This is a genomic window from Streptomyces sp. NPDC001415 (genome assembly GCF_053597395.1).
Window position 1 is genome coordinate 315975 of the sequence record NZ_JBSFIE010000002.1, and the last position, 19552, is coordinate 335526.

19 protein-coding genes and 1 tRNA gene are annotated in these 19552 nt (G+C 70.9%); 12 read left to right on the forward strand and 8 right to left on the reverse strand.

The window, feature by feature from the left end; genetic code table 11:
• Nucleotides 1-39: 39 nt before the first annotated feature.
• Nucleotides 40-1857, forward strand: a complete 1818-nt coding sequence (gene glmS / locus ACWC2B_RS03580; RefSeq protein WP_450714773.1) for a glutamine--fructose-6-phosphate transaminase (isomerizing) — start codon at nt 40-42, stop codon at nt 1855-1857.
• A 104-nt stretch (nt 1858-1961) separates the two neighbouring features.
• On the opposite strand, the gene ACWC2B_RS03585 is transcribed toward glmS, so the two are convergent.
• Together ACWC2B_RS03585 and ACWC2B_RS03590 are read right to left on the reverse strand one after the other, a co-directional pair.
• Nucleotides 1962-2531: an acetate uptake transporter gene (locus ACWC2B_RS03585; RefSeq protein ID WP_450714774.1), complete on the reverse strand. Its 570-nt coding sequence runs from the start codon at nt 2529-2531 to the stop codon at nt 1962-1964.
• Between the two features lie 179 nt (nt 2532-2710).
• A complete protein-coding gene (locus ACWC2B_RS03590) occupies nt 2711-3232 on the reverse strand; it encodes a universal stress protein (protein ID WP_438293709.1) in 522 nt (173 codons plus the stop codon).
• A gap of 477 nt (nt 3233-3709) precedes the next feature.
• On the opposite strand from ACWC2B_RS03590, the gene ACWC2B_RS03595 reads away from it, so the two are divergent.
• The 4 genes from ACWC2B_RS03595 (at nt 3710) to ACWC2B_RS03610 (ending at nt 6490) form a co-directional block, all read left to right on the forward strand.
• Complete coding sequence (locus ACWC2B_RS03595) at nt 3710-4033, forward strand: hypothetical protein (RefSeq protein ID WP_450714775.1); 324 nt, start codon at nt 3710-3712, stop codon at nt 4031-4033.
• Nucleotides 4034-4420: 387 nt separating this feature from the next.
• Nucleotides 4421-5671 (forward strand): helix-turn-helix domain-containing protein, encoded by a 1251-nt coding sequence (locus tag ACWC2B_RS03600; protein ID WP_450714776.1) that lies wholly within the window; start codon nt 4421-4423, stop codon nt 5669-5671.
• Between the two features lie 10 nt (nt 5672-5681).
• Nucleotides 5682-6284, forward strand: a complete 603-nt coding sequence (gene orn, locus ACWC2B_RS03605) for an oligoribonuclease (RefSeq protein ID WP_189968426.1) — start codon at nt 5682-5684, stop codon at nt 6282-6284.
• A gap of 133 nt (nt 6285-6417) precedes the next feature.
• Nucleotides 6418-6490, forward strand: a tRNA-His gene (locus ACWC2B_RS03610).
• A 165-nt stretch (nt 6491-6655) separates the two neighbouring features.
• Here ACWC2B_RS03610 and ACWC2B_RS03615 read toward each other — a convergent pair.
• Nucleotides 6656-7687 carry a LacI family DNA-binding transcriptional regulator gene (locus tag ACWC2B_RS03615; protein ID WP_450714777.1) on the reverse strand — a complete coding sequence of 344 codons (1032 nt, stop codon included), beginning with the start codon at nt 7685-7687 and terminating at the stop codon, nt 6656-6658.
• Nucleotides 7688-7921: 234 nt separating this feature from the next.
• On the opposite strand from ACWC2B_RS03615, the gene ACWC2B_RS03620 reads away from it, so the two are divergent.
• The 6 genes from ACWC2B_RS03620 to ACWC2B_RS03645 all read left to right on the forward strand — a co-directional run bounded on the left by ACWC2B_RS03620 (nt 7922) and on the right by ACWC2B_RS03645 (nt 13593).
• Nucleotides 7922-9259, forward strand: a complete 1338-nt coding sequence (locus tag ACWC2B_RS03620; RefSeq protein WP_450714778.1) for an ABC transporter substrate-binding protein — start codon at nt 7922-7924, stop codon at nt 9257-9259.
• Nucleotides 9260-9261: 2 nt separating this feature from the next.
• On the forward strand, nt 9262-10257 hold the full coding sequence (locus ACWC2B_RS03625) for a carbohydrate ABC transporter permease (protein WP_450714779.1): 996 nt from the start codon (nt 9262-9264) through the stop codon (nt 10255-10257).
• A complete protein-coding gene (locus ACWC2B_RS03630) occupies nt 10215-11096 on the forward strand; it encodes a carbohydrate ABC transporter permease (protein ID WP_450714886.1) in 882 nt (293 codons plus the stop codon). The genes ACWC2B_RS03625 and ACWC2B_RS03630 overlap by 43 nt, the downstream gene beginning before the upstream one ends.
• A 63-nt stretch (nt 11097-11159) precedes the next feature.
• The gene (locus ACWC2B_RS03635) at nt 11160-12563 is read left to right on the forward strand and encodes a GH1 family beta-glucosidase (RefSeq protein WP_450714780.1); all 1404 of its coding nucleotides are present in this window, start codon (nt 11160-11162) and stop codon (nt 12561-12563) included.
• 86 nt (nt 12564-12649) lie between these two features.
• Nucleotides 12650-13417, forward strand: a complete 768-nt coding sequence (locus ACWC2B_RS03640) for a MerR family transcriptional regulator (protein ID WP_450714781.1) — start codon at nt 12650-12652, stop codon at nt 13415-13417.
• Entirely contained in the window at nt 13414-13593 is a 180-nt protein-coding gene (locus tag ACWC2B_RS03645) for a hypothetical protein (protein ID WP_450714782.1), read from the forward strand. The genes ACWC2B_RS03640 and ACWC2B_RS03645 overlap by 4 nt, the downstream gene beginning before the upstream one ends.
• A 41-nt stretch (nt 13594-13634) precedes the next feature.
• Here the strand turns inward: ACWC2B_RS03645 and ACWC2B_RS03650 are convergent, their stop codons facing one another.
• From ACWC2B_RS03650 to ACWC2B_RS03660, 3 genes are all read right to left on the reverse strand, one after another.
• The gene (locus ACWC2B_RS03650; protein WP_450714783.1) at nt 13635-15116 is read right to left on the reverse strand and encodes a cellulose binding domain-containing protein; all 1482 of its coding nucleotides are present in this window, start codon (nt 15114-15116) and stop codon (nt 13635-13637) included.
• 135 nt (nt 15117-15251) lie between these two features.
• Nucleotides 15252-16649: an ATP-binding protein gene (locus ACWC2B_RS03655; RefSeq protein ID WP_450714784.1), complete on the reverse strand. Its 1398-nt coding sequence runs from the start codon at nt 16647-16649 to the stop codon at nt 15252-15254.
• Nucleotides 16646-17335, reverse strand: a complete 690-nt coding sequence (locus ACWC2B_RS03660) for a response regulator transcription factor (RefSeq protein ID WP_450714785.1) — start codon at nt 17333-17335, stop codon at nt 16646-16648. Before ACWC2B_RS03660 ends, ACWC2B_RS03655 begins: the two co-directional genes overlap by 4 nt.
• Nucleotides 17336-17434: 99 nt before the next feature.
• Between ACWC2B_RS03660 and ACWC2B_RS03665 the strand changes: the two genes are divergently transcribed.
• Nucleotides 17435-17989 carry a hypothetical protein gene (locus ACWC2B_RS03665; protein ID WP_450714786.1) on the forward strand — a complete coding sequence of 185 codons (555 nt, stop codon included), beginning with the start codon at nt 17435-17437 and terminating at the stop codon, nt 17987-17989.
• 34 nt (nt 17990-18023) lie between these two features.
• On the opposite strand, the gene ACWC2B_RS03670 is transcribed toward ACWC2B_RS03665, so the two are convergent.
• Both ACWC2B_RS03670 and ACWC2B_RS03675 read right to left on the reverse strand, forming a co-directional pair.
• A complete protein-coding gene (locus ACWC2B_RS03670; RefSeq protein ID WP_450714787.1) occupies nt 18024-18881 on the reverse strand; it encodes a spermidine synthase in 858 nt (285 codons plus the stop codon).
• A gap of 54 nt (nt 18882-18935) precedes the next feature.
• Nucleotides 18936-19421, reverse strand: coding sequence for a hypothetical protein (locus ACWC2B_RS03675; RefSeq protein ID WP_450714788.1), 486 nt, complete (start codon nt 19419-19421; stop codon nt 18936-18938).
• Nucleotides 19422-19552: the final 131 nt, after the last annotated feature.

Sequence of the window (19552 nt, forward strand, 5' to 3'; positions counted from 1 at the left end):
GGCTTGATACATGTACGTCGATGGAGGGGCAGAGACTCTATGTGCGGAATCGTCGGTTATATCGGTAAGCGTGATGTGGCTCCGCTGCTGCTGGAAGGCCTGCAGCGGCTGGAGTACCGGGGTTACGACTCCGCGGGCATGGTCGTCAACACCCCCAAGTCCGGGGCCCTGAAGATGGTCAAGGCCAAGGGCCGCGTCCGCGACCTGGAGGCCCGTGTCCCCAAGCGCTTCGCCGGCACCACGGGCATCGCCCACACCCGCTGGGCCACCCACGGCGCCCCCTCCGACCTGAACTCGCACCCGCATCTCGACCCCGAGAACAAGGTCGCCGTCGTCCACAACGGCATCGTCGACAACGCCGCCGAGCTGCGCGCCAAGCTGGAGGCCGAGGGCGTCGTCTTCGCCTCGGAGACCGACACCGAGGTCATCACCCACCTGATCGCCCGCTCCCTGGCCGACTCCCTGGAGGAGAAGGTCCGCGAGGCGCTCAAGGTCATCGAGGGCACCTACGGCATCGCCGTGATGCACGCCGACTTCGCCGACCGCATCGTGGTCGCCCGCAACGGCTCCCCGGTCATCCTCGGCATTGGCGAGAAGGAGATGCTCGTCGCCTCCGACGTCGCCGCGCTGATCGCCCACACCCGCCAGGTCGTCACTCTGAACGACGGCGAGATGGCGACCCTGAAGGCCGACGACTTCCGGACGTACACGACCTCGGGCACGCTCACCAACACCACCCCCGAGACCGTCGAGTGGGAGGCCGCCTCCTACGACATGGGCGGCCACGACACGTACATGCACAAGGAGATGAGCGAGCAGGCCGAGGCCGTCGACCGCGTGCTTCGCGGCCGCATCGACGACCGGTTCTCGACCGTTCACCTCGGTGGCCTGAACCTGGACGCCCGCGAGGCGCGCGGTGTGCGCCGCATCAAGATCCTCGGCTGTGGCACCAGCTACCACGCGGGCCTGATCGGCGCCGGCCTCATCGAGGAGCTGGCCCGCATCCCCGCGGACGCCGAGCCGGCCTCCGAGTTCCGCTACCGCAACCCGGTCGTGGACCCCGACACCCTGTACATCGCGGTCTCGCAGTCCGGTGAGACGTACGACGTGCTCGCGGCCGTGCAGGAGCTCAAGCGCAAGGGCGCCCGCGTGCTCGGCGTCGTGAACGTGGTCGGCTCGGCGATCGCCCGCGAGGCGGACGGCGGCACCTATGTGCACGCCGGGCCCGAGGTCTGCGTCGTCTCGACCAAGTGCTTCACCAACACCGTGGTCGCCTTCGCGCTGCTCGCGCTGCACCTCGGCCGGATCCGCGACCTGTCGGTGGCCGACGGCAAGCGGATCATCGAGGGCCTGCGCAAGCTGCCCGGCCAGATCGAGGAGATCCTGGCCATGGAGCCGGAGATCGAGAAGCTGGCCAAGGAGTACGCGGGCGCCCAGTCGATGATGTTCATCGGGCGTGTGCGCGGCTACCCGGTCGCCCTGGAGGCCTCCCTGAAGCTCAAGGAGATCTCCTACATCCACGCCGAGGCCTACCCGGCCTCCGAGCTGAAGCACGGCCCGCTCGCGCTCATCGAGCCGGCGCTGCCGACGGTCGCGATCGTCCCGAACGACGACCTCCTGGAGAAAAACCGCGCCGCCCTGGAGGAGATCAAGGCCCGCAGCGGCCGCATCCTCGCGGTCGCGCATCAGCACCAGGAGAAGGCCGACCACACCATCGTCGTGCCGAAGAACGAGAACGAGCTGGACCCGATCCTCATGGGCATCCCGCTCCAACTCTTCGCGTACCACACGGCGTTGGCGATGGGCCGCGACATCGACAAGCCGCGCAACCTGGCCAAGTCGGTCACCGTCGAGTAGTCGTCACCCCTCCGTACGCACGGAAAAGGGCGACCCCCGTCCCATCGGCGGGGGTCGCCCTTGTGCGTGCCGGTGCTGCCCAGGCGCCGGCCTGCGGCTGCCGATCAACCGGTGGCCGTCACCCCCCGGCCGGCAGCGCGTCGGGGCAGGGCGGTCGGCCACTTGGCGAGCGAGGCCGTGGCCCCGTACCAGGCGACGGCGCCCGCGACCGTGGCGACCCAGCCGGCCACCTTGCCGAGCGAGGAGTTGTCGGCGAACTGGCCGATGGCCAGGAGCACCAGGGCGAGGAAGAGCAGTCCGTACGTGCCCTGCCGGAAGAGCCCGGCGCCCGCCGAACCCGCCGCCAGGCTCAGCGCCAGGAGTGCGAAGAGGACCAGGAAGAGGCCGGCCGCGTTGGCCGAGAACTTGGTGTTCGCCCCCGCGGCCCAGGTGAACCAGAAGGCGCCCAGGCCCGCGAAGGCGGTGCCGGTGAACGCGTCCTGATCACGGAAGGCGAGGACGCCGAGGACGAACAGGCCGATGCCGCCGACGTAGGTCGCGATCGAGACGGAGTCGGCCACCGTCACGCCGTCGATCACGCGGGTGTTGCCAAGGCCGAAGGCCAGCAGGGTGATGCCGAGCGCGAGGTGACCGAGCGTGGAGGTGGTGCTTCCCGCGGAGACTTCGTTGTCCACGGCGGGCTCCCTTCATGTGCGGTGGTACTGCTGCGGTGATGCTGCTTCCCAGCGACCTTTATCTACCCTTCACAAGGGCACAATCCACCCCTACGCATGGGTAGATTCGGCTGCGCGCAAAGGGAGTTGACGGCTCATCAGCCAAACATCGCCCCGGTCTCAACTGGGACAACGCGCGATTACGGGATGACGACGACGGGACGCTGCGCACGCCGCGCGAGCCGCCCGGCGACGGAGCCGAAGATCCGCCCGACGATGCCGTGCGTGGAGCCGACGACGATGGCGTCGGCCGCGTACTCGCGCCCGACTTCTTCCAGTTCATGGCAGATGTCGCCGCCGCGCTCGACCAGGATCCAGGGGACTTCGGCGAGATAGTCGGCACAGGCGAGTTCGAGCCCGAGCACCTCGGTGCGGTGGTCGGGGACGTCCACGAAGACCGGCGGCTCGCAGCCCGCCCACACCGTGGTGGGCAGCCGGTTGGCCACGTGGACGATGATCAGCCCGGAGCCGGAGCGCTTGGCCATGCCGATGGCGTAGGCGAGGGCCCGCTCACTGGACGTCGAGCCGTCGAAGCCGACGACGACGCCGTGACGGAACGCGGGATCGCAGGAGTGTCGTGGTTCTGTCGCCGCTTGGAGGTCCGACGTGGGGTCGGCTACCTGCTTGCGGTCCGCGGGTTCGGAGAATTCGTGACCGGCCATGGGTGTCTCGGCGAAGGAGGTCCTCAGTCGGGGGACAGCGGGGACGAGTGAACAACAACGAGTCGGCGGCGGAGCTGTGTCCGGGAATCATCTTCCCAACCCCATACCCCCAAGGGTACGGCGACACTCCTCTCCTGCCCAGAGCCGCCGAACCTACTCGGCGTTCCCCGGAGCATGCACGAGCCCGCCCCGGAAGGCAATGCCCGGTGCCCTCTACAGCGGTCCCGGGGCCGGTCTCCGCCGCCGGACCGATGATCCTCCAATGCCCGGACCGGGCGCTTCCGCACCGATGATCTTTCAGTTACCGGACCGGGCGCTTCCGCGTTAGAGGCGTGATCACGCCCGACTCCGATCAGGAAGCACCTTCTCGTGCCCCCTCCCCCGGTCGCCCACCCGGCCACCCCCGCGCCGCCCGGCCCCCGCCACCGGTCGCCCGGAGTGCCGTCCGCGGCTGAATCCGTACGTACCAACCGGTCCGTGAATGCCGAACTACTCTGGTCGACCGGAGCACGCCCCCCGGCCGACACGGCGGGCGACGTCGTGCGCTGGGCGGCCTTCAGCTGTGTGCTCGTGCCCGTCGTGCTCGTCGTGTACGGGTCCTCGTTCGCGGGGGCGGCCGGCTCCGCGCTCGGCCTGACGGCCGTGACCGCGGTGTGCCGGCTGCTCCTTCGCCAGTCCGAGCGGGCGGCCGCCGAGGAACGGGCGCGGGGGGTGCTTCCACCCTCCGGACGGCACGCCCGCGTGCCTCCGAGAGCGCATCGTGGTGGGCGTCACGGACGGGGCTGTACACCCGAGGGGTGAGCCGATCGCACACCAGGACCCGTATGTTTTCGGCCAACTTCCCCCGGTGGCGGATTCCTTGGCCAAATGGCCTGCCAACCCCCTTGCCACCAGGGAGGAAAGGACCATCGCGGCCTCTGGCACCATACGGGTACGGGCCATCCCCAGGAGGCGCACTTCCCCTGCGGGGCCCACGAGTGAAACGCTTCGTGATCGAAAGCTTCGCGCCAAGTTGCCTTGTCGACATAGCGCTGGGTGCCGGACTTGTCACGCCGGCGCCACGGGACGCAGTAGATTCGATCATGCGTATCGAAGGCTGGGGACTCGTGCAAAACCGAGGGGAAAAGTGCAGGAGCGACAGGCCCGACAAGAACGGGGAGCCGCGAACACCGAGGGGGGCTTAGCGCCATGAGCCAGGACTCCGCTGCCGCATCACCGGAGACCGCAAGGAAGCTGGCCGGCCGCCGACGCCGGGAAGTCGTCGCCGTACTGCTGTTCAGTGGCGGCCCCATCTTCGAAAGTTCCATTCCGCTCTCCGTGTTCGGAATCGACCGACAGGACGCGGGAGTTCCGCGTTACAGGCTGCTGGTGTGTGCCGGTGAGGAAGGACCCCTGCGGACCACAGGGGGACTCGAACTCACCGCGCCGTACGGCCTGGAAGCAATCAGCAGGGCGGGAACGGTGGTGGTGCCCGCGTGGCGTTCCATCACCTCGCCGCCCCCGGCAGCCGCGCTCGACGCGCTGCGCCGGGCACACGAGGAAGGGGCAAGGATCGTCGGGCTGTGCACCGGCGCGTTCGTGCTCGCCGCGGCCGGTCTTCTGGACGGCCGCCCGGCGACGACGCACTGGATGTACGCGCCGACACTGGCCAAACGCTATCCATCAGTACACGTCGATCCGAGGGAGCTCTTCGTCGACGACGGGGACGTCCTCACCTCGGCCGGAACCGCGGCCGGAATCGATCTCTGTCTCCACATCGTGCGGACGGACCACGGCAGCGAGGCGGCCGGCGCGCTGGCCCGCCGACTGGTCGTGCCACCCCGCCGCAGCGGTGGGCAGGAGCGCTATCTCGACAGGTCTTTACCTGAGGAGATCGGCTCCGACCCGCTGGCCGAGGTCGTCGCCTGGGCGCTGGAGCACCTCCACGAGCAGTTCGACGTGGAGACCCTGGCCGCGCGGGCGTACATGAGCCGTCGCACCTTCGACCGTCGTTTCCGCTCGCTGACCGGGTCGGCCCCCCTCCAGTGGCTGATCACCCAGCGGGTCCTGCAGGCCCAGCGCCTGCTGGAGACGTCCGACTACTCTGTGGACGAGGTGGCGGGCCGCTGCGGCTTCCGCTCCCCGGTCGCGCTGCGCGGGCACTTCCGCCGCCAGCTCGGCTCGTCCCCGGCGTCGTACCGGGCGGCCTACCGGGCCCGGCGGCCACAGCCGGAACCCAGTGCGGGCCCGGTCGCGGTGCCCATGCCGGCTCCGGTGCCGGAGACCGTTCCGTCCCAGGCGCTCCCCCAGGCCCGGCGGACGGCGGCGGCGAGTGCGGTGGTGGGGCCGGGTGCGACCTCGCACACGGCGGCGGAACCGGGGAAACCCAGCTCCGATCTGTACGCCTCCGGCTACACCGGTGGCCGTCCGAGTCTGCCCGGTCAGCGGAGCGCCCCGTAGGGTAAGACACATGAACGACCGCATGGTGTGGATCGACTGCGAGATGACCGGGCTCTCGCTGACGGACGACGCACTCATCGAGGTGGCCGCACTGGTCACCGACTCGGAGCTGAACGTACTCGGTGAAGGGGTGGACATCGTGATCCGTCCCCCGGACGCCGCGCTGGAGACCATGCCGGAGGTGGTGCGCACCATGCACACCGCCTCCGGGCTCCTCGACGAGCTGGCCGGCGGCACCACGCTGGCCGACGCCGAGGAGCAGGTCCTCGCGTACGTACGTGAGCACGTCAAGGAGCCGGGCAAGGCTCCGCTGTGCGGAAACTCGGTCGGCACCGACCGCGGGTTCCTGCTGCGGGACATGCCGAAGCTGGAGTCCCACCTCCACTACCGGATCGTGGACGTCTCCTCCGTGAAGGAGCTCGCCCGCCGCTGGTATCCGCGGGCGTACTTCAACAGCCCGGACAAGAACGGAAACCACCGGGCGCTCGCGGACATCCGTGAATCCATCGCGGAGCTGCGCTACTACCGGGAGGCGGTCTTCGTGCCGCAGCCGGGCCCGGACTCGGACACCGCGAAGGCGATCGCGGCAAAGTACGTCCTGCCTGCGGAGTAGCCCTTCGCAGGGGGCCCGGGAGGGCGCCTCGAAACATGTGCGCGAGCACCCTCCCGGACCCTGTACACTTTTTCTCGGCCGGTAGGGAAGCCCCCAGGGACTTCCCAAGACCACAACAGTCCGGTCATGCATGGTGGGTATAGCTCAGCTGGTAGAGCACCTGGTTGTGGTCCAGGATGTCGCGGGTTCGAGTCCCGTTACTCACCCTGATGAGAAGGCCCGAGCCGCGAAAGCGGTTCGGGCCTTCTTCGTGTTCGGCTCCATGTTTTCGTGTCCGGCTCCACGTTCCGGCTTCTCGTTCCGGCTCCACGTTCCGGCTTCTCGTTCCGGTTCTTGCTCCGGCTCTTCTTCCGGCCCGTTGAAGGGCCTTCTTACGAAGACGCCCGCACCACCAGCTCCGTAGGCAGCACCAAGCCGGGGCGGGCCGGTTCCGTGGCGGTTATTTCGGTGAGGAGCAGTTCGGCCATCGCTCGGCCCATCTCCTCTATCGGCTGGCGCACGCTGGTCAGCGGCGGGTCCATGTGGCGGGCTATCGCCGAGTCGTCGAAGCCGATCAGGGCGGTGTCCTCGGGGATGCGGCGGCCGTCCTCGCGCAGGATCTGGCGGGCGCCGGAGGCCATCACGTCGGATGCGGCGAAGACGGCGTCGAGCCGGGGGGCGCGTTCGAGGAGTTCGGCCATCGCGCGGCGGCCGCCCTCCTCGGTGAAGTCGCCGTGCGCGGCCAGTTCTTCCAGGCCCGCCTCGGCCAGCGCCGCCCGGTAGCCGTCGAGGCGGCGGCGGGCTCCGTACACGTCGAGCGGCCCGGTGATCGTGGCTATGGTGCGCCGGCCGCGGGCGACGAGGTGGGCGACGGCCGCTCGGGCGCCCTCGTAGTTGTCGGAGTCGACCGAGGCGAGCGGCTCGTCCTCCGAGCGGCGGCCGCTGATGACGACGGGGATGCCGAGCTGTTCGAGCAGCTCGGGCAGCGGGTCGTCGGCGTGGACGGAGACGAGCAGGACGCCGTCGACCCGGTGCGAGGCGAGGTACTGGGCGAGCCTGCGCCGTTCCCGGTCGCCGCCGACCAGGGTGAGCAGGAGCTGCATGTCGGTGTCGGCCAGGGCCGCGCCCACCCCGCGCACGATGTCGGAGAAGTACGGCTCGGCGAAGAAGCGGGCCTCGGGCTCGGGGACGACCAGGGCGATGGCGTCCGTGCGGTTCGCGGCGAGGGCGCGGGCGGCCCGGTTGGGTACGTAGCCGAGCTCGGCGATGGCGGCCTCGACGGCGGCGCGGGTCTCGTCGCTGACCCGGGGCGAGCCGTTGATCACCCGGGACACGGTGCCCCGGCCGACCCCGGCCCTGGCCGCCACTTCTTCGAGCGTGGGCCGTCCGGCACTGCGGCCCCTGGCTGTGTGGGCTGCTGTCACGTCTGCCTCCCCAACTCGCGTAACTCCGGTGAAAGTAACAGCCCCGGCCGGGTGGAGAACCGCATCCACTGTTATCGCGCGGTCCCTTGACAGCCCCACAGGGAGCCGCAACCCTTCAACACATCACGGCTGGGAGCGCTCCCACACTAGTAGGTCCCTACACCTTTCGCATACCTTCCGCCCGCGCCGACGCGCCTCAACTGGCCTGGCCCGGACGACAGTTGGAGGAAGCACATGCGCACGCGTACACGTATGTCCAGGCGGCTCGCGGCCCTCGCGGCCGTGGCCGCGCTCGGCACCGGGCTGCTCGCGGGCTGCGCCGACGACGGCAAGTCCCCGGCGGCCGGAAGCTCGTCGACGGGGGGCGGCGGGGGCGGCGCGAAGACCACCCTCACCGTCGGCGTCTTCGGTGCTTTCGGCCTGAAGGAGGCCGGGCTCTACGACGCGTACATGAAGCTCCACCCGGACATCGAGATCAAACAGACCTCGATCGAGCGGAACGAGAACTACTACCCGCAGCTCCTGACCCACCTCGGGTCGGGCAGCGGGCTCGCCGACATCCAGGCCGTCGAGGTCAGCAACATCGCCGAGGTCACCGCCACCCAGAGCGGCAAGCTGGAGGACCTGTCCAAGGTGCCCGGCGTGAACAAGGACGACTTCCTGCCGTGGAAGTGGGCCGAGGGCACCGCCAAGGACGGCAAGACCGTGGGCCTCGGCACCGACACCGGGCCGACCGGCATCTGCTACCGCAAGGACCTGTTCGCCAAGGCGGGGCTGCCCACCGACCGCGAGGCCGTGGGCAAGCTGTGGGCGGGCGACTGGAACAAGTACCTGGAGGTGGGGCGGCAGTACAAGGCGAAGGCTCCGGAGGGCGCCGCCTTCGTGGACTCCGCCTCCGGCGTGCTGAACTCGATCACCGGGTCCAACGCCACCCGCTACTACGACGCCGACGGCAAGGTCGTCTACAAGACCAACCCGGCCATCAAGCAGGCCTGGGACACCGCGACCGCGTTCGCGACCGACGGCCTGACCGCGAAGCTCCAGCAGTTCCAGCCGACCTGGGACCAGGCCTTCGCCAACGCCTCCTTCGCCACCGTGTCCTGCCCGGCGTGGATGCTCGGCTACATCCAGGACAAGGCGGGCGCCCCCGCCAAGGGCCAATGGGACGTGGCCGCGGCCCCCAAGCCGTCCAACTGGGGCGGCTCCTTCCTGACCGTGCCGTCGGCCGGCAAGCACAAGGCGGAAGCCGCCAAGCTCGCCGCCTGGCTGACCGCACCCGCCCAGCAGGCGGTCCTGTTCGAGAAGCGCGGCAGCTTCCCGAGCGCCAAGGCCGCGTACGGACTGCCCGCGGTCGCCGGCGCCAAGCACGCCTACTTCGACAACGCGCCGATCGGCCAGATCTTCGCGCGGGCCGCCGAGGGCACCCCGGTGCAGACCCTCGGCCCGAAGGACCAGACCATCCAGCAGAACCTCACCGACATCGGCATGCTCCAGGTCGAGCAGAAGGGCAAGTCTCCGCAGCAGGGCTGGGACGCCGCGGTGAAGGCGATCGACAACGCGCTGGACCAGTGACGATGGCGAGCGACACCACGGCCGCCGTGCCCTCCCCCGGCCCCGGGCAGGAGGGCACGGCCCCCGCCCGGGACCTCCCGGACGAGCGGCGCAGCCGCCGCTACCGGCGTGACGTGCGCTGGAGTCCGTACGCGTTCATCGCGCCCTTCTTCCTGTTCTTCGCGGCCTTCGGCCTCTTCCCGCTCCTCTATACGGGCTGGGCCTCGCTGCACCAGGTCGAGCTGACCTCGCCGGACGACATGACATGGGTGGGGCTGCGGAACTTCTCCCGGCTCCTGTCGGACGACTTCTTCTGGAACGCGCTGCGGAACACCTTCACCATCGGGGTCCTCTCCACCGTGCCGCAGCTGCTCGTCGCGCTCGGCATCGCGCACCTGCTCAACTACAAGCTGCGCGGCTCGATGTTCTTCCGGGTCGCCGTCCTCACCCCGTACGCCACCAGCGTGGCGGCCGCGACGCTGGTGTTCGTGCTGCTCTTCGGGCGCGACTACGGAATGATCAACTGGGCTCTCGGGCTCGTGGGGTTCGGGCACATCGACTGGCAGAACGGCGGCTGGACCTCGCAGCTGGCCGTGTCCACCATCGTCATCTGGCGGTGGACCGGCTACAACGCCCTGATCTACCTGGCCGCCATGCAGGCGGTGCCCGCCGACCTGTACGAGTCCGCCGCGCTCGACGGGGCCTCCCGGTGGCAGCAGTTCATCCACGTGACGATCCCGTCGCTGCGTCCGACCATCCTGTTCACCGCGGTCGTCTCGACGATCGGCGCGACCCAGCTGTTCGGTGAGCCGCTCCTGTTCAACGGCGCCGCGGGCGCCACCGGCGGCTCGGACCACCAGTTCCAGACGCTCGGCCTCTACCTGTACGAACAGGGCTGGGTGAACCTGCACCTGGGCCGGGCCTCCGCGATCGCCTGGGCGATGTTCCTGATCCTGCTCCTCATCGGCGCGGTGAACTGGCTCGTCTCCCACAAGTTGCGCAAGGGGATGACCAGTTGAGAGCCCAGCGTGCCGGCCGCCAGCTGCACGGCGGCCGCCTCACCTACGCCGTCCTGATCGTGTTCACCGCCGGATCGCTGTTCCCGCTGATCTGGACGGCGGTGGCCGCCTCCCGCACCAACACCCGGCTCGCCCAGACGCCCCCGCCGTTCTGGTTCGGCGGGAACCTGTTCAAGAACCTCCAGATCGCCTGGACCGACGCCAACATGGGCACGGCCCTGCTCAACACCACCGTCGTGGCGGGCTCGGTCGCGGCCGGCACGGTGTTCTTCTCCACCCTGGCCGGCTTCGCCTTCGCCAAGCTGCGCTTCCGCTTCAAGAACCTGCTGCTGCTCCTGGTGATCGGCACGATGATGGTGCCGCCGCAGCTCAGCGTCGTACCGCTGTACATGCTGGTGGCCAAGCTGTCCTGGACCGACCAGCTCCAGGCCGTCATCCTGCCCACCCTGGTCAGCGCGTTCGGGGTGTTCTTCATGCGGCAGTACCTCGTGGAGGCGCTGCCCACCGAGCTGATAGAGGCCGCCCGCGTCGACGGGGCGAGCAGTTGGCGGGTGGTGTGGCACATCGTGTTCCCCGTCGCGCGGCCCGCGATGGCGGTGCTCGGGATGCTGACGTTCGTGATGGCCTGGAACGACTTCTTCTGGCCGATCATCGCGCTGACCCAGAACGGCAGCCCCACCGTCCAGGTCGCCCTCACCGGGCTCGGCCGCGGCTACATCCCCGACCAGTCGGTCATCATGGCCGGCGCCCTGCTCGGCACCCTGCCGCTGCTGCTCGCGTTCGTCCTGTTCGGGCGCCAGATCGTGGGCGGGATCATGCAGGGCGCGGTGAAGGGCTGAGCCACCACCCGGGCCGCATACCGGGCCAACTGCCGTCATTTACTTGCACGTTGGGAGTGTCGCATGTCCGACCGCTTTCCCCCCGGGTTCCTCTGGGGCGCCGCCACCTCCGCCTACCAGATCGAGGGGGCGACGGCCGAGGACGGCCGCACCCCGTCGATCTGGGACACCTTCAGCCACACTCCGGGCCGGACCGCCGACGGCGACACCGGCGACATCGCGGTGGACCACTACCACCGCATGCGCGAGGACGTCGCACTGATGGCGGAGCTCGGCCTCACCTCGTACCGCTTCTCCGTCTCCTGGTCGCGGGTGCAGCCCACTGGGCGCGGGCCCGCCGTCCAGCTCGGTCTCGACTTCTACCGGCGCCTGGTCGACGAGCTGCTCGACCACAACATCGTGCCCGCGCTCACCCTCTACCACTGGGACCTGCCGCAGGAGCTTGAGGACGCGGGCGGCTGGCCGGCCCGTGACACGGCCTACCGTTTCGCGGAGTACGCGGCCCTGGTCGGGACCGCGCTCGGCGACCGGGTCGAGCGGTGGATCACCCTCAACGAGCCCTGGTGCAGTGCCTTTCTGGGGTACGGGTCGGGGGTGCACGCGCCCGGCCGGACCGACCCGGCGGCCTCGCTTCGAGCCGCCCACCACCTCAATCTGGCCCATGGGGAGGCCACTTCGGCCCTGCGGGCCGCGATGCCGGCCCGCAACCAGATCGCGGTCAGCCTCAACTCCGCCGTCGTCAGGCCGTGTTCACAGGATCCGGCGGACCTGGCAGCGGTGCGCCGGATCGACGATCTGGCCAACGGCGTCTTCCACGGGCCGATGCTGCACGGCGCGTACCCCAAGCACCTGTTCGCGGACACGGCCTCCGTCACCGACTGGTCCTTCGTGCACGACGGCGATCTGCGCGCGATCCACCAGCCGCTGGACGCGCTCGGCCTCAACTACTACACGACGTCCCTGGTCTCGGCGGCCGACCCGGACCGGCCGGGCAGCCGCGCCGACGGCCACGGCGCGAGCGCGCACTCGCCCTGGCCGGGCGCCGCCTCGGTCGCCTTCCACCAGCCGCCCGGCGAGCAGACCGCGATGGGCTGGGCCATCGACCCCTCCGGCCTGTACGACCTGCTGCTCCGCTACACGAAGGAGGCCCCCGGCCTGCCGCTCCTGGTCACCGAGAACGGCGCGGCCTGCGACGACAAGCCCGGCCCCGACGGCTCGGTGCACGACCCGGACCGCATCCGCTACCTGCGCGACCACCTCGCGACGGTGCGCCGCGCGATGGAGGCGGGCGCGGACGTACGGGGCTACTACCTCTGGTCGCTGATGGACAACTTCGAGTGGTCGTACGGGTACGGCAAGCGGTTCGGCGCGGTGTACGTGGACTACGAGACGCTGACCCGCACCCCGAAGTCGAGCGCCCATTGGTACGCGGAGCTGGCCCGCACGGGGGCACTGCCTGAGGGGTGATGGGGGACGGGCGTCCCGCGCGTGCGGGTGCGTGAGGGTGCGCGGGGGCTTGAACCTCACACGGCGTGAGGATGCACAGTGGCCTCATGACCGAATCCACCTGGAAGGTGGGCCCGCTGGCCGAGGCCAGCGGGCTCACCGTCCGCGCACTGCACCACTGGGACACCATCGGGCTGCTCTCCCCCTCCCGTCGCACCCCGGGCGGGCACCGGGAGTACACCGAGGACGACATCGCCCGCCTCTACCAGGTACTCGCCCTGCGCGGCCTGGGCCTCGGGCTGGACACCATCGCCGTGTGCCTGGACTCCGGGCTCGACCCCATGCGGGTCCTGCGCGACCACCGCGAGAGCGTCGAGGCACACCTCGCGGCACTCACCGGCCTGCGCGACCGGCTCGTCCACATCGAGCGGGAGGTGGCGGACGGCCGGGCGCCGACGACCTCCGCGGTCCTCGACGCGCTGCGCGCCACCGGCGCCGCGAGCCCCGCCGCCGAACAGGCGGTACGCCGCCACCTCGACGACGACCAGGTACGGGCGCTCGGCACCCACACCGCGGCCCTCGGCCCGGCCGCGCACTACCTGCTGGAGATCGAATGGCCCGAACTGTACCGCCGGGCCGAGAAGTTGAGAGCCTCCGGCACCCCACCGACCGACCCGCGCGTACGCAGGCTGGCGGCCCGGATGGACGAGCTGGGCGCGCTGTTCAGCGGCGGCGACCGGACGATCTCGGCGGGCGTACGGACCGCGTGGCGCGAGGACCCGGCGGCGCTGTCCGGGGACGCGTCGGCACGCCCGGGCCAGTGGGACGACCTCTCGGACTACCTGGACGCGGCCCGGGAAGGAGTCGGGCGATGAGGCTGAACAACTACTCGGCGCTGCCGCCGCTGCTCGTGGCCGTACCGCCGGCCGCCCTGCTCGCCGCCTTCGGGGTGCTCCCGTGGAGCGTGGTCCTCTCGGTGACGGTCGCGGGCGGCGTACTGGCGCTCGCGATCCGGGCGGGCGAACGCCGTACGTCCCGGCCGCAAGAGTGAACTCGGCCGGAACCCACGGCAGTTGAGGCCCCTTGGCGGGGCTACTTGTAGGCGCCGAAGGCCTTCGTGAAGGCGAGGGGCTCCTGGACGATGGATGAGCAGGTCGGGTCGGCGGAGTTCTTGGCACCGCCGGAGCACTGCTGGTCGCGGGCGCCGGACCACATGGCGAGCCAGCCGAGACCCTTGGACCTGGCGAAGTCCACGAGCTTGGCGGCATCGGCGACGGTGAACTTCTCGACGTTCACGTCATTGACGCCGATCATCGGCGTGACGGCGACCGCCTTCCACGCGGCGGCGTCGGAAAGACCCAGAACTCCCTTGATCTGGGCCTGAGTTGCGGTGGCCGCCTGGATCGCGTAGTCGCCCATGTCGCCGCTGTAGGAGGGCCCGTAGTCCATCGCCATGATGTTGACGGCGGAGACCTTCACGCCGTTCTTCTTGGCGTCGGCGACGAGGTCGACCCCGGGCTGGGTGAGGCCCTCCGGCATCACGGGCAGCGTGAAGGACACGTCGAGCCCGGGGTGGGACTGCTGGAGCTTCGCGATGGCCTGCGCGCGGCGGGTGTTGGCTCCGGTGTCGGGCAGCGCGGCGCCCTCGATGTCGAAGTCGACCTTGGTGAGCTTGTACGCGTCGATGACCTTGCCGTACGCGGCGGCGAGCTCGTCCGCGCTCTTGCAGACCAGGCCGAGCTCGGAGCCGGCGGCGCCACCGAAGGAGACCCGGACGTCACCGCCCTTGGCGCGCAGCGCGCCGATCTGCGAGGCGACCTTGTCGCCGCCCAGGTCCGTGACGCCGCCCCACAGCGGGGCGCAGCTGCCGCCGGAGGTGACGAAGGCGAGGTTGAACTGCTTGACGCCGGTCTTGTCGGCGGTGGCCGCGAGGTCGTACGTGGGGTAGAGCGAGGTGTCGACGTACGGCGCGAACCCGGCGCCGGTTGAGGTGCCCGTGCTCTTGGTGGGGGTGGGTATCGCGGTGGCCGACTTGGAGGGCGTGGGCTTGTCGGTCGGCTTGGTGCTCGCCGACTGGGACGGCTCGGGGGTGGGCTGTTCGGTGGGGCGGCCGCTGGGCCGGGGGGTGGCGCCGGTGTCGACGGAGCACTTCTCCTGGTCGATGAGGCAGCCGGTGGGATCGCCCGCGGCGCCGGCGGCGGAGGTGACGAACCCCACGGTGACGGACTTGCCCGCGGCGAGCCCCGCCTTGTCCCAGCTCGGGGGCTTCACGGTGACGTGCCGGCCCTTGACGGTCTGGTCGCCGTTCCAGAGGGAGGACAGCGTGGTGCCTGCCGGGAGGTCGAACTCCAGGGTCCAGTCGGCGAGCGTCTCGCCGCTGTCGTTGGTGATGACGTACTGCCCGGTGTAACCACCGGTCCAGCTGCTGGTCTTGGTGTACGCCGCGCCGACCGAGGCGGCCTGCGCGGTGCCGGTGAGCGCGAAGGCCGCGCCGCCGACGACCGCGGCGGCGGCCACCCCGCCGATCACCTTGGTCTTGCCACTCGCCCTGCGCCGGTGCGTACTGCTGCCCATGCCGTGCCTGCCTCTGCGTTGCGGGGGAATTCGGGGGTGCGGGCAGCACGCTAGCGATGCGGAATCGGACAAATGCCCAGTTCGGGGCGGGGGTTGGGGATCTTAGGGTCTGCTTAAGGGTGGGATGGGGGGAGGTTAAGCCGGCTGTTCCCCGCCCCGTCGGCCCCTCCCCCGCCCCCGTACCCGATGCCCCCGCCGCCCCGGAGGCGTAACGCCGAGCCCGATCCAGAGGCGGACCTCCGTCCCGCCCAGGACGGAGTGGCCGATGCGCACGTCGCCGCCCGTCGACTCGGCGACCCGGCGCACGATGTCGAGGCCAAGACCCGTCGACCCGGGACGGCCCCCGCTGTTGCCCCGCGCCAGCGCCGCCCGGGGGTCGGCGATCCCCGGCCCCGCGTCGGAGACGAGGACGATCACCGCGTCCTCACCGTTGTGGACGTCGACGGAGAAGGCCGTGCCTTCGGGCGTGTGCCGGAACACGTTGCCGAGGAGCGCGTCGAGCACGGCCACGAGATCCGCCCGGGCCACCGGGATGCGTACCGGACGGTCCACGCCCGCGAGCCGCACCTCGCGTCCCTCGTCCTCGGCGAGCGCGGACCAGAACGCCATCCGGTCGAGGATGACCTCGCAGGCGTCGCAGCCCGCGCCGGGCCCGGCGGGCTGGGTCTTGGGCTTGGCCTCGCGCGCGGTGCGGATGATCGTGTCGACCTCCCGCTCCAGTTGCTCGACCGCGGCCCGGGTCTGGTCGGCCGCGGGCCCGTCCCCGAGGGAGGCCGCGTTCAGGCGAAGGACGGTGAGCGGCGTACGCAGCCGGTGCGAGAGGTCGGCCGCCAACTCCCGTTCGTTGGCGAGGAGTTGGACGACCTGGTCGGCCATCGAGTTGAACGCGACGGCCGCCGAGCGGAGTTCGGTGGGGCCCTCCTCGGGGACCCGCGCCCCGAGCTTGCCCTCGCCGAGGTCCTGCGCCGCGCCCGCGAGCCGCTGGGCGGGGCGGACCATGCGTACGCCGAGCCGGTCGGCGACCGCCACGGAGCCGATGATCAGGCCGATACCGACCCCGGCCAGGACCAGCCAGGCCGTCGTCACGCCGTTGGTGACCTCGGCCTCCGGCACGAAGACCTCGACGATCGCGATCTGGCCGGAGCTGAGCGCGGTCGGCTGGAGCAGCGTGGAGCCGCCCGAGACGTCGGAGATGGACGCCTTGATGATCTTCCGCGTCGCCTGGAGGTCCTTGTCCGCGGCGCGCTGCCTGCCGATGTCCACCGGCGCGCTGCCCGCGACGGCCGGGTCGGCCGGGACGTGCACGGCCATCCGGTCCTCGGCGCCGGACTGGGTGGAGGCGACGGCCCGCTCCAACGCGTCGCGGCCGGTGGTGATGGACAGGGTCGGCCCGATCGCCGCGGCCTGCCGCTCGGCGTTGGAGAACGCCCGGTCGCGGGCCATCTCCTTGATGACCATGCCGAGCGGCACCGCGAAGGCGACCACGACCATCACGGTGACGGCGAGGCAGACCTTGACCAGCGCCCATCTCACTGAGGTGGCTCCAGCTTCACACCCACGCCCCGCAGGGTGTGCAGATAGCGGGGCCGCGCGGCCGTCTCTCCCAACTTCCGTCGCAACCAGGACAGATGCACATCAATGGTCTGGTCATCGCCGTACGACTGCTGCCACACCTCGGCGAGCAGTTCCTTGCGGGGCACGACCACGCCGGGCCGCCCGGCGAGGAAGGCGAGCAGGTCGAACTCGCGCCGGGTCAGGTCGAGCTGTACGCCGTCGAGTTCGGCCTGGCGTCGCAGCGGGTCGACGCGGAGCCCGCCGACCTGGAGGACCCGGGAGGGCGGTTCGGCCCCGGCCGTGGCGCGCGCCCTGCGCAGTACCGCGGACATCCGCGCGGAGAGGTGCTCCACGGAGAACGGCTTGGTGAGGTAGTCGTCCGCACCGTCGTTGAGCAGTCGGACGATCTCCGTCTCGTCGTCCCGCGCGGTGGCGATGATCACCGGTACGTCGGTGATGCCGCGCAGCATCTTCAGCGCCTCGGACCCGTCCAGGTCGGGGAGGCCGAGGTCCAGGATGACCACGTCGAACCGGTGATGGGCCACTTCGCGCAGCGCCTCAAGTGCCGTGCCGACGCTCCGTACCGTGTGGGAGGCCTCGGTGAGGTGGCGGATGAGGGCGGAGCGGACAAACTGGTCGTCCTCGACCACGAGCACACTTGCCATGGCCCGCACCGTACGCCATCCGGAGGAGCGGAGTCCCCCGTGGGAGTGGAGCGGGCGGTGGCGGGACACGGGTGGGGCTCGTGGTGCAGTATGGCCCGGATGCACAGAGGACTCGTACACGGTTTGGCGTGGTCGCTCGCTACCGGAGCGGCGGTCACGCTCTCCTGGTGGGGCGTCCACACGGTCCTTGCCGGCACGGTGTACGACCCGCCGCGCGCCCTGCCGATCAGCGGCGACGTGCATGTCACGCAGGGCTCGAAGCCGGACGCATCGTCGACCCGGCGCCCCAGGGAAACCCCGCCCTCTCCGTCACCTTCCCCCTCCCGGAAGCCGTCGAAGGACGCCGGGAGCGGGAAGCCGTCGGGCAGCGGCTCGCCGTCCGGCGGCAAGTCACCGTCGCCGTCCGGCAGTTCGGGCAATCCGGCCAATTCCGGCGCGGTGCAGGGCTACAACGTCTCGGGCGGCCGGGTCGTCTTCGACCTCGGCGACACCTCGGCCCAGCTGGTCTCGGCGACGCCCGCGTCCGGCTGGCAGATGGAGCGGTGGATCCAGTCGGAGTGGATACGGGTCACCTTCACCCGGGGCAGCGAGACCGTCTCGGTGTTCTGCACCTGGAACGGCCACCCGCCCTCAGTGGAGATCAACAACACCTGAGAGCGTGATCCGGGCGAGGTTCGGACACAGGCTCTCAGCGGAACGCGGAGGCCGGCGGCGCCGGCGAGGGCTTCGCGCTCGCGTCGCTCACCGCGAGGGCCCCGCCCGTGAAGTCGGCGAGCTCGCGCCCGTGCTGTACGCGGCCGGGGTGCGGGTCGCCCGCGATGCGCCGGGTCAGCTCGGCGACCGGCAGCGGCACGGCCGAGCAGACGAGCACCGCGTTCCCGAACCGCTTGCCCCGCAGCACCGTCGGATCGGCGGCGAGCGCGAGCTCGGGGAAGGCCCCGGCCGCGGTCGCGATCTGGCCCCGCAGATGCGCGAGCGGCGGCCCGTCGGCGAGATTGGCGGCGTACGTGCCGCCCGGCTTCAGCACCCTGCGTACGTCGGCGAGGAACTCGGTGCTGGTCAGATGGGCCGGGGTGCGGGCCCCGCTGAACACGTCCGCGATGACGAGGTCGGCCCAGCCGTCGGGGAGCTTGCCGAGCCCGGCCCGCGCGTCCCCGCCCCGCACCCGGATCCGGGCCCCGGGGTCGAGCGGCAGCTCGCGGCGTACGAGCTGGACGAGCGCGGCGTCGAGCTCGACTATCTGCTGGGTGGAGCGGGGCCGGGTGGCCGCGATGTAGCGGGCCAGGGTGAAGGCGCCGCCGCCGAGGTGCAGGACGTTCAGGGCCTGCCCAGGCGGGGCCGCGAGGTCGATGACGTGGCCGAGACGGCGCTGGTACTCGAAGGTCAGCCGGTCCGGGGCTTCGAGGTCCACGTGCGACTGGGGCGCCCCGTCGAGCAGCAGCGTCCACCCGCCGGTCCGGTCCCGGTCGGGTATGAGCTCGGCGAGGCCGCCGTCCACCGTCTCGACGACGGGCTCGGGCCCGCGCCGCCTGCTGCTTTTCGCCATCCGGCCATTATCGACCGCCCGAGCGGGTGCCGCCTTCCCGAGCGGTGGCGGCCCTCAGAGCCTGCCCTCGGCCTCGCTGATCCCGTCGGCGGCCTCGATCATCCGGGCCGCCTCGCCGAGGGCCTCGCGAAGGAGGCCCGGGTCGGTGACCTCGGTGGTGTTCGGCGGGAGGAGCCAGCCCGAGCCGGTGACGGGCGGCTCGACGGGCAGGCCCTCGATGCGAAGGCCCCGCCCGTTGGTCTCCGTGCAGGCGCTGCCCGGCACGTCCCAGGCGGCGGCGGTGCCGGACGGCACCAGGAAGCCGAGGGTGTCGCAGGTCCCGTCGTGCAGGACGGGACCGACGGCGGCCGGGGCGGAGCCTCGGCGGATGATGTCGACGGCCTCCAGGCCTTGGCGGGCGGGCACGGTCACCAGGTCGCAGGGCTCCTCGGCGCCGCGCGCGAGGACCGGCGGGGCGCTCGCCTGCGGTGCATGCGGAGGCCGGACGGCCGTCGTCTGCGTACCGGAGCCTGTGAAGTCGATGTCGGTGTCGGTGTTCACGCAGTCCTCCAACAAGGCAAGCCCTCCGCGTCTCTGCGGTGTCTGGCTCTCTCCGCATTGTTCAACGCCCTTACGCGTCAAGGGGAACGGCGCCGCGCCGCCGCAAAGGATGGCAGTTCATGGCGGATCGC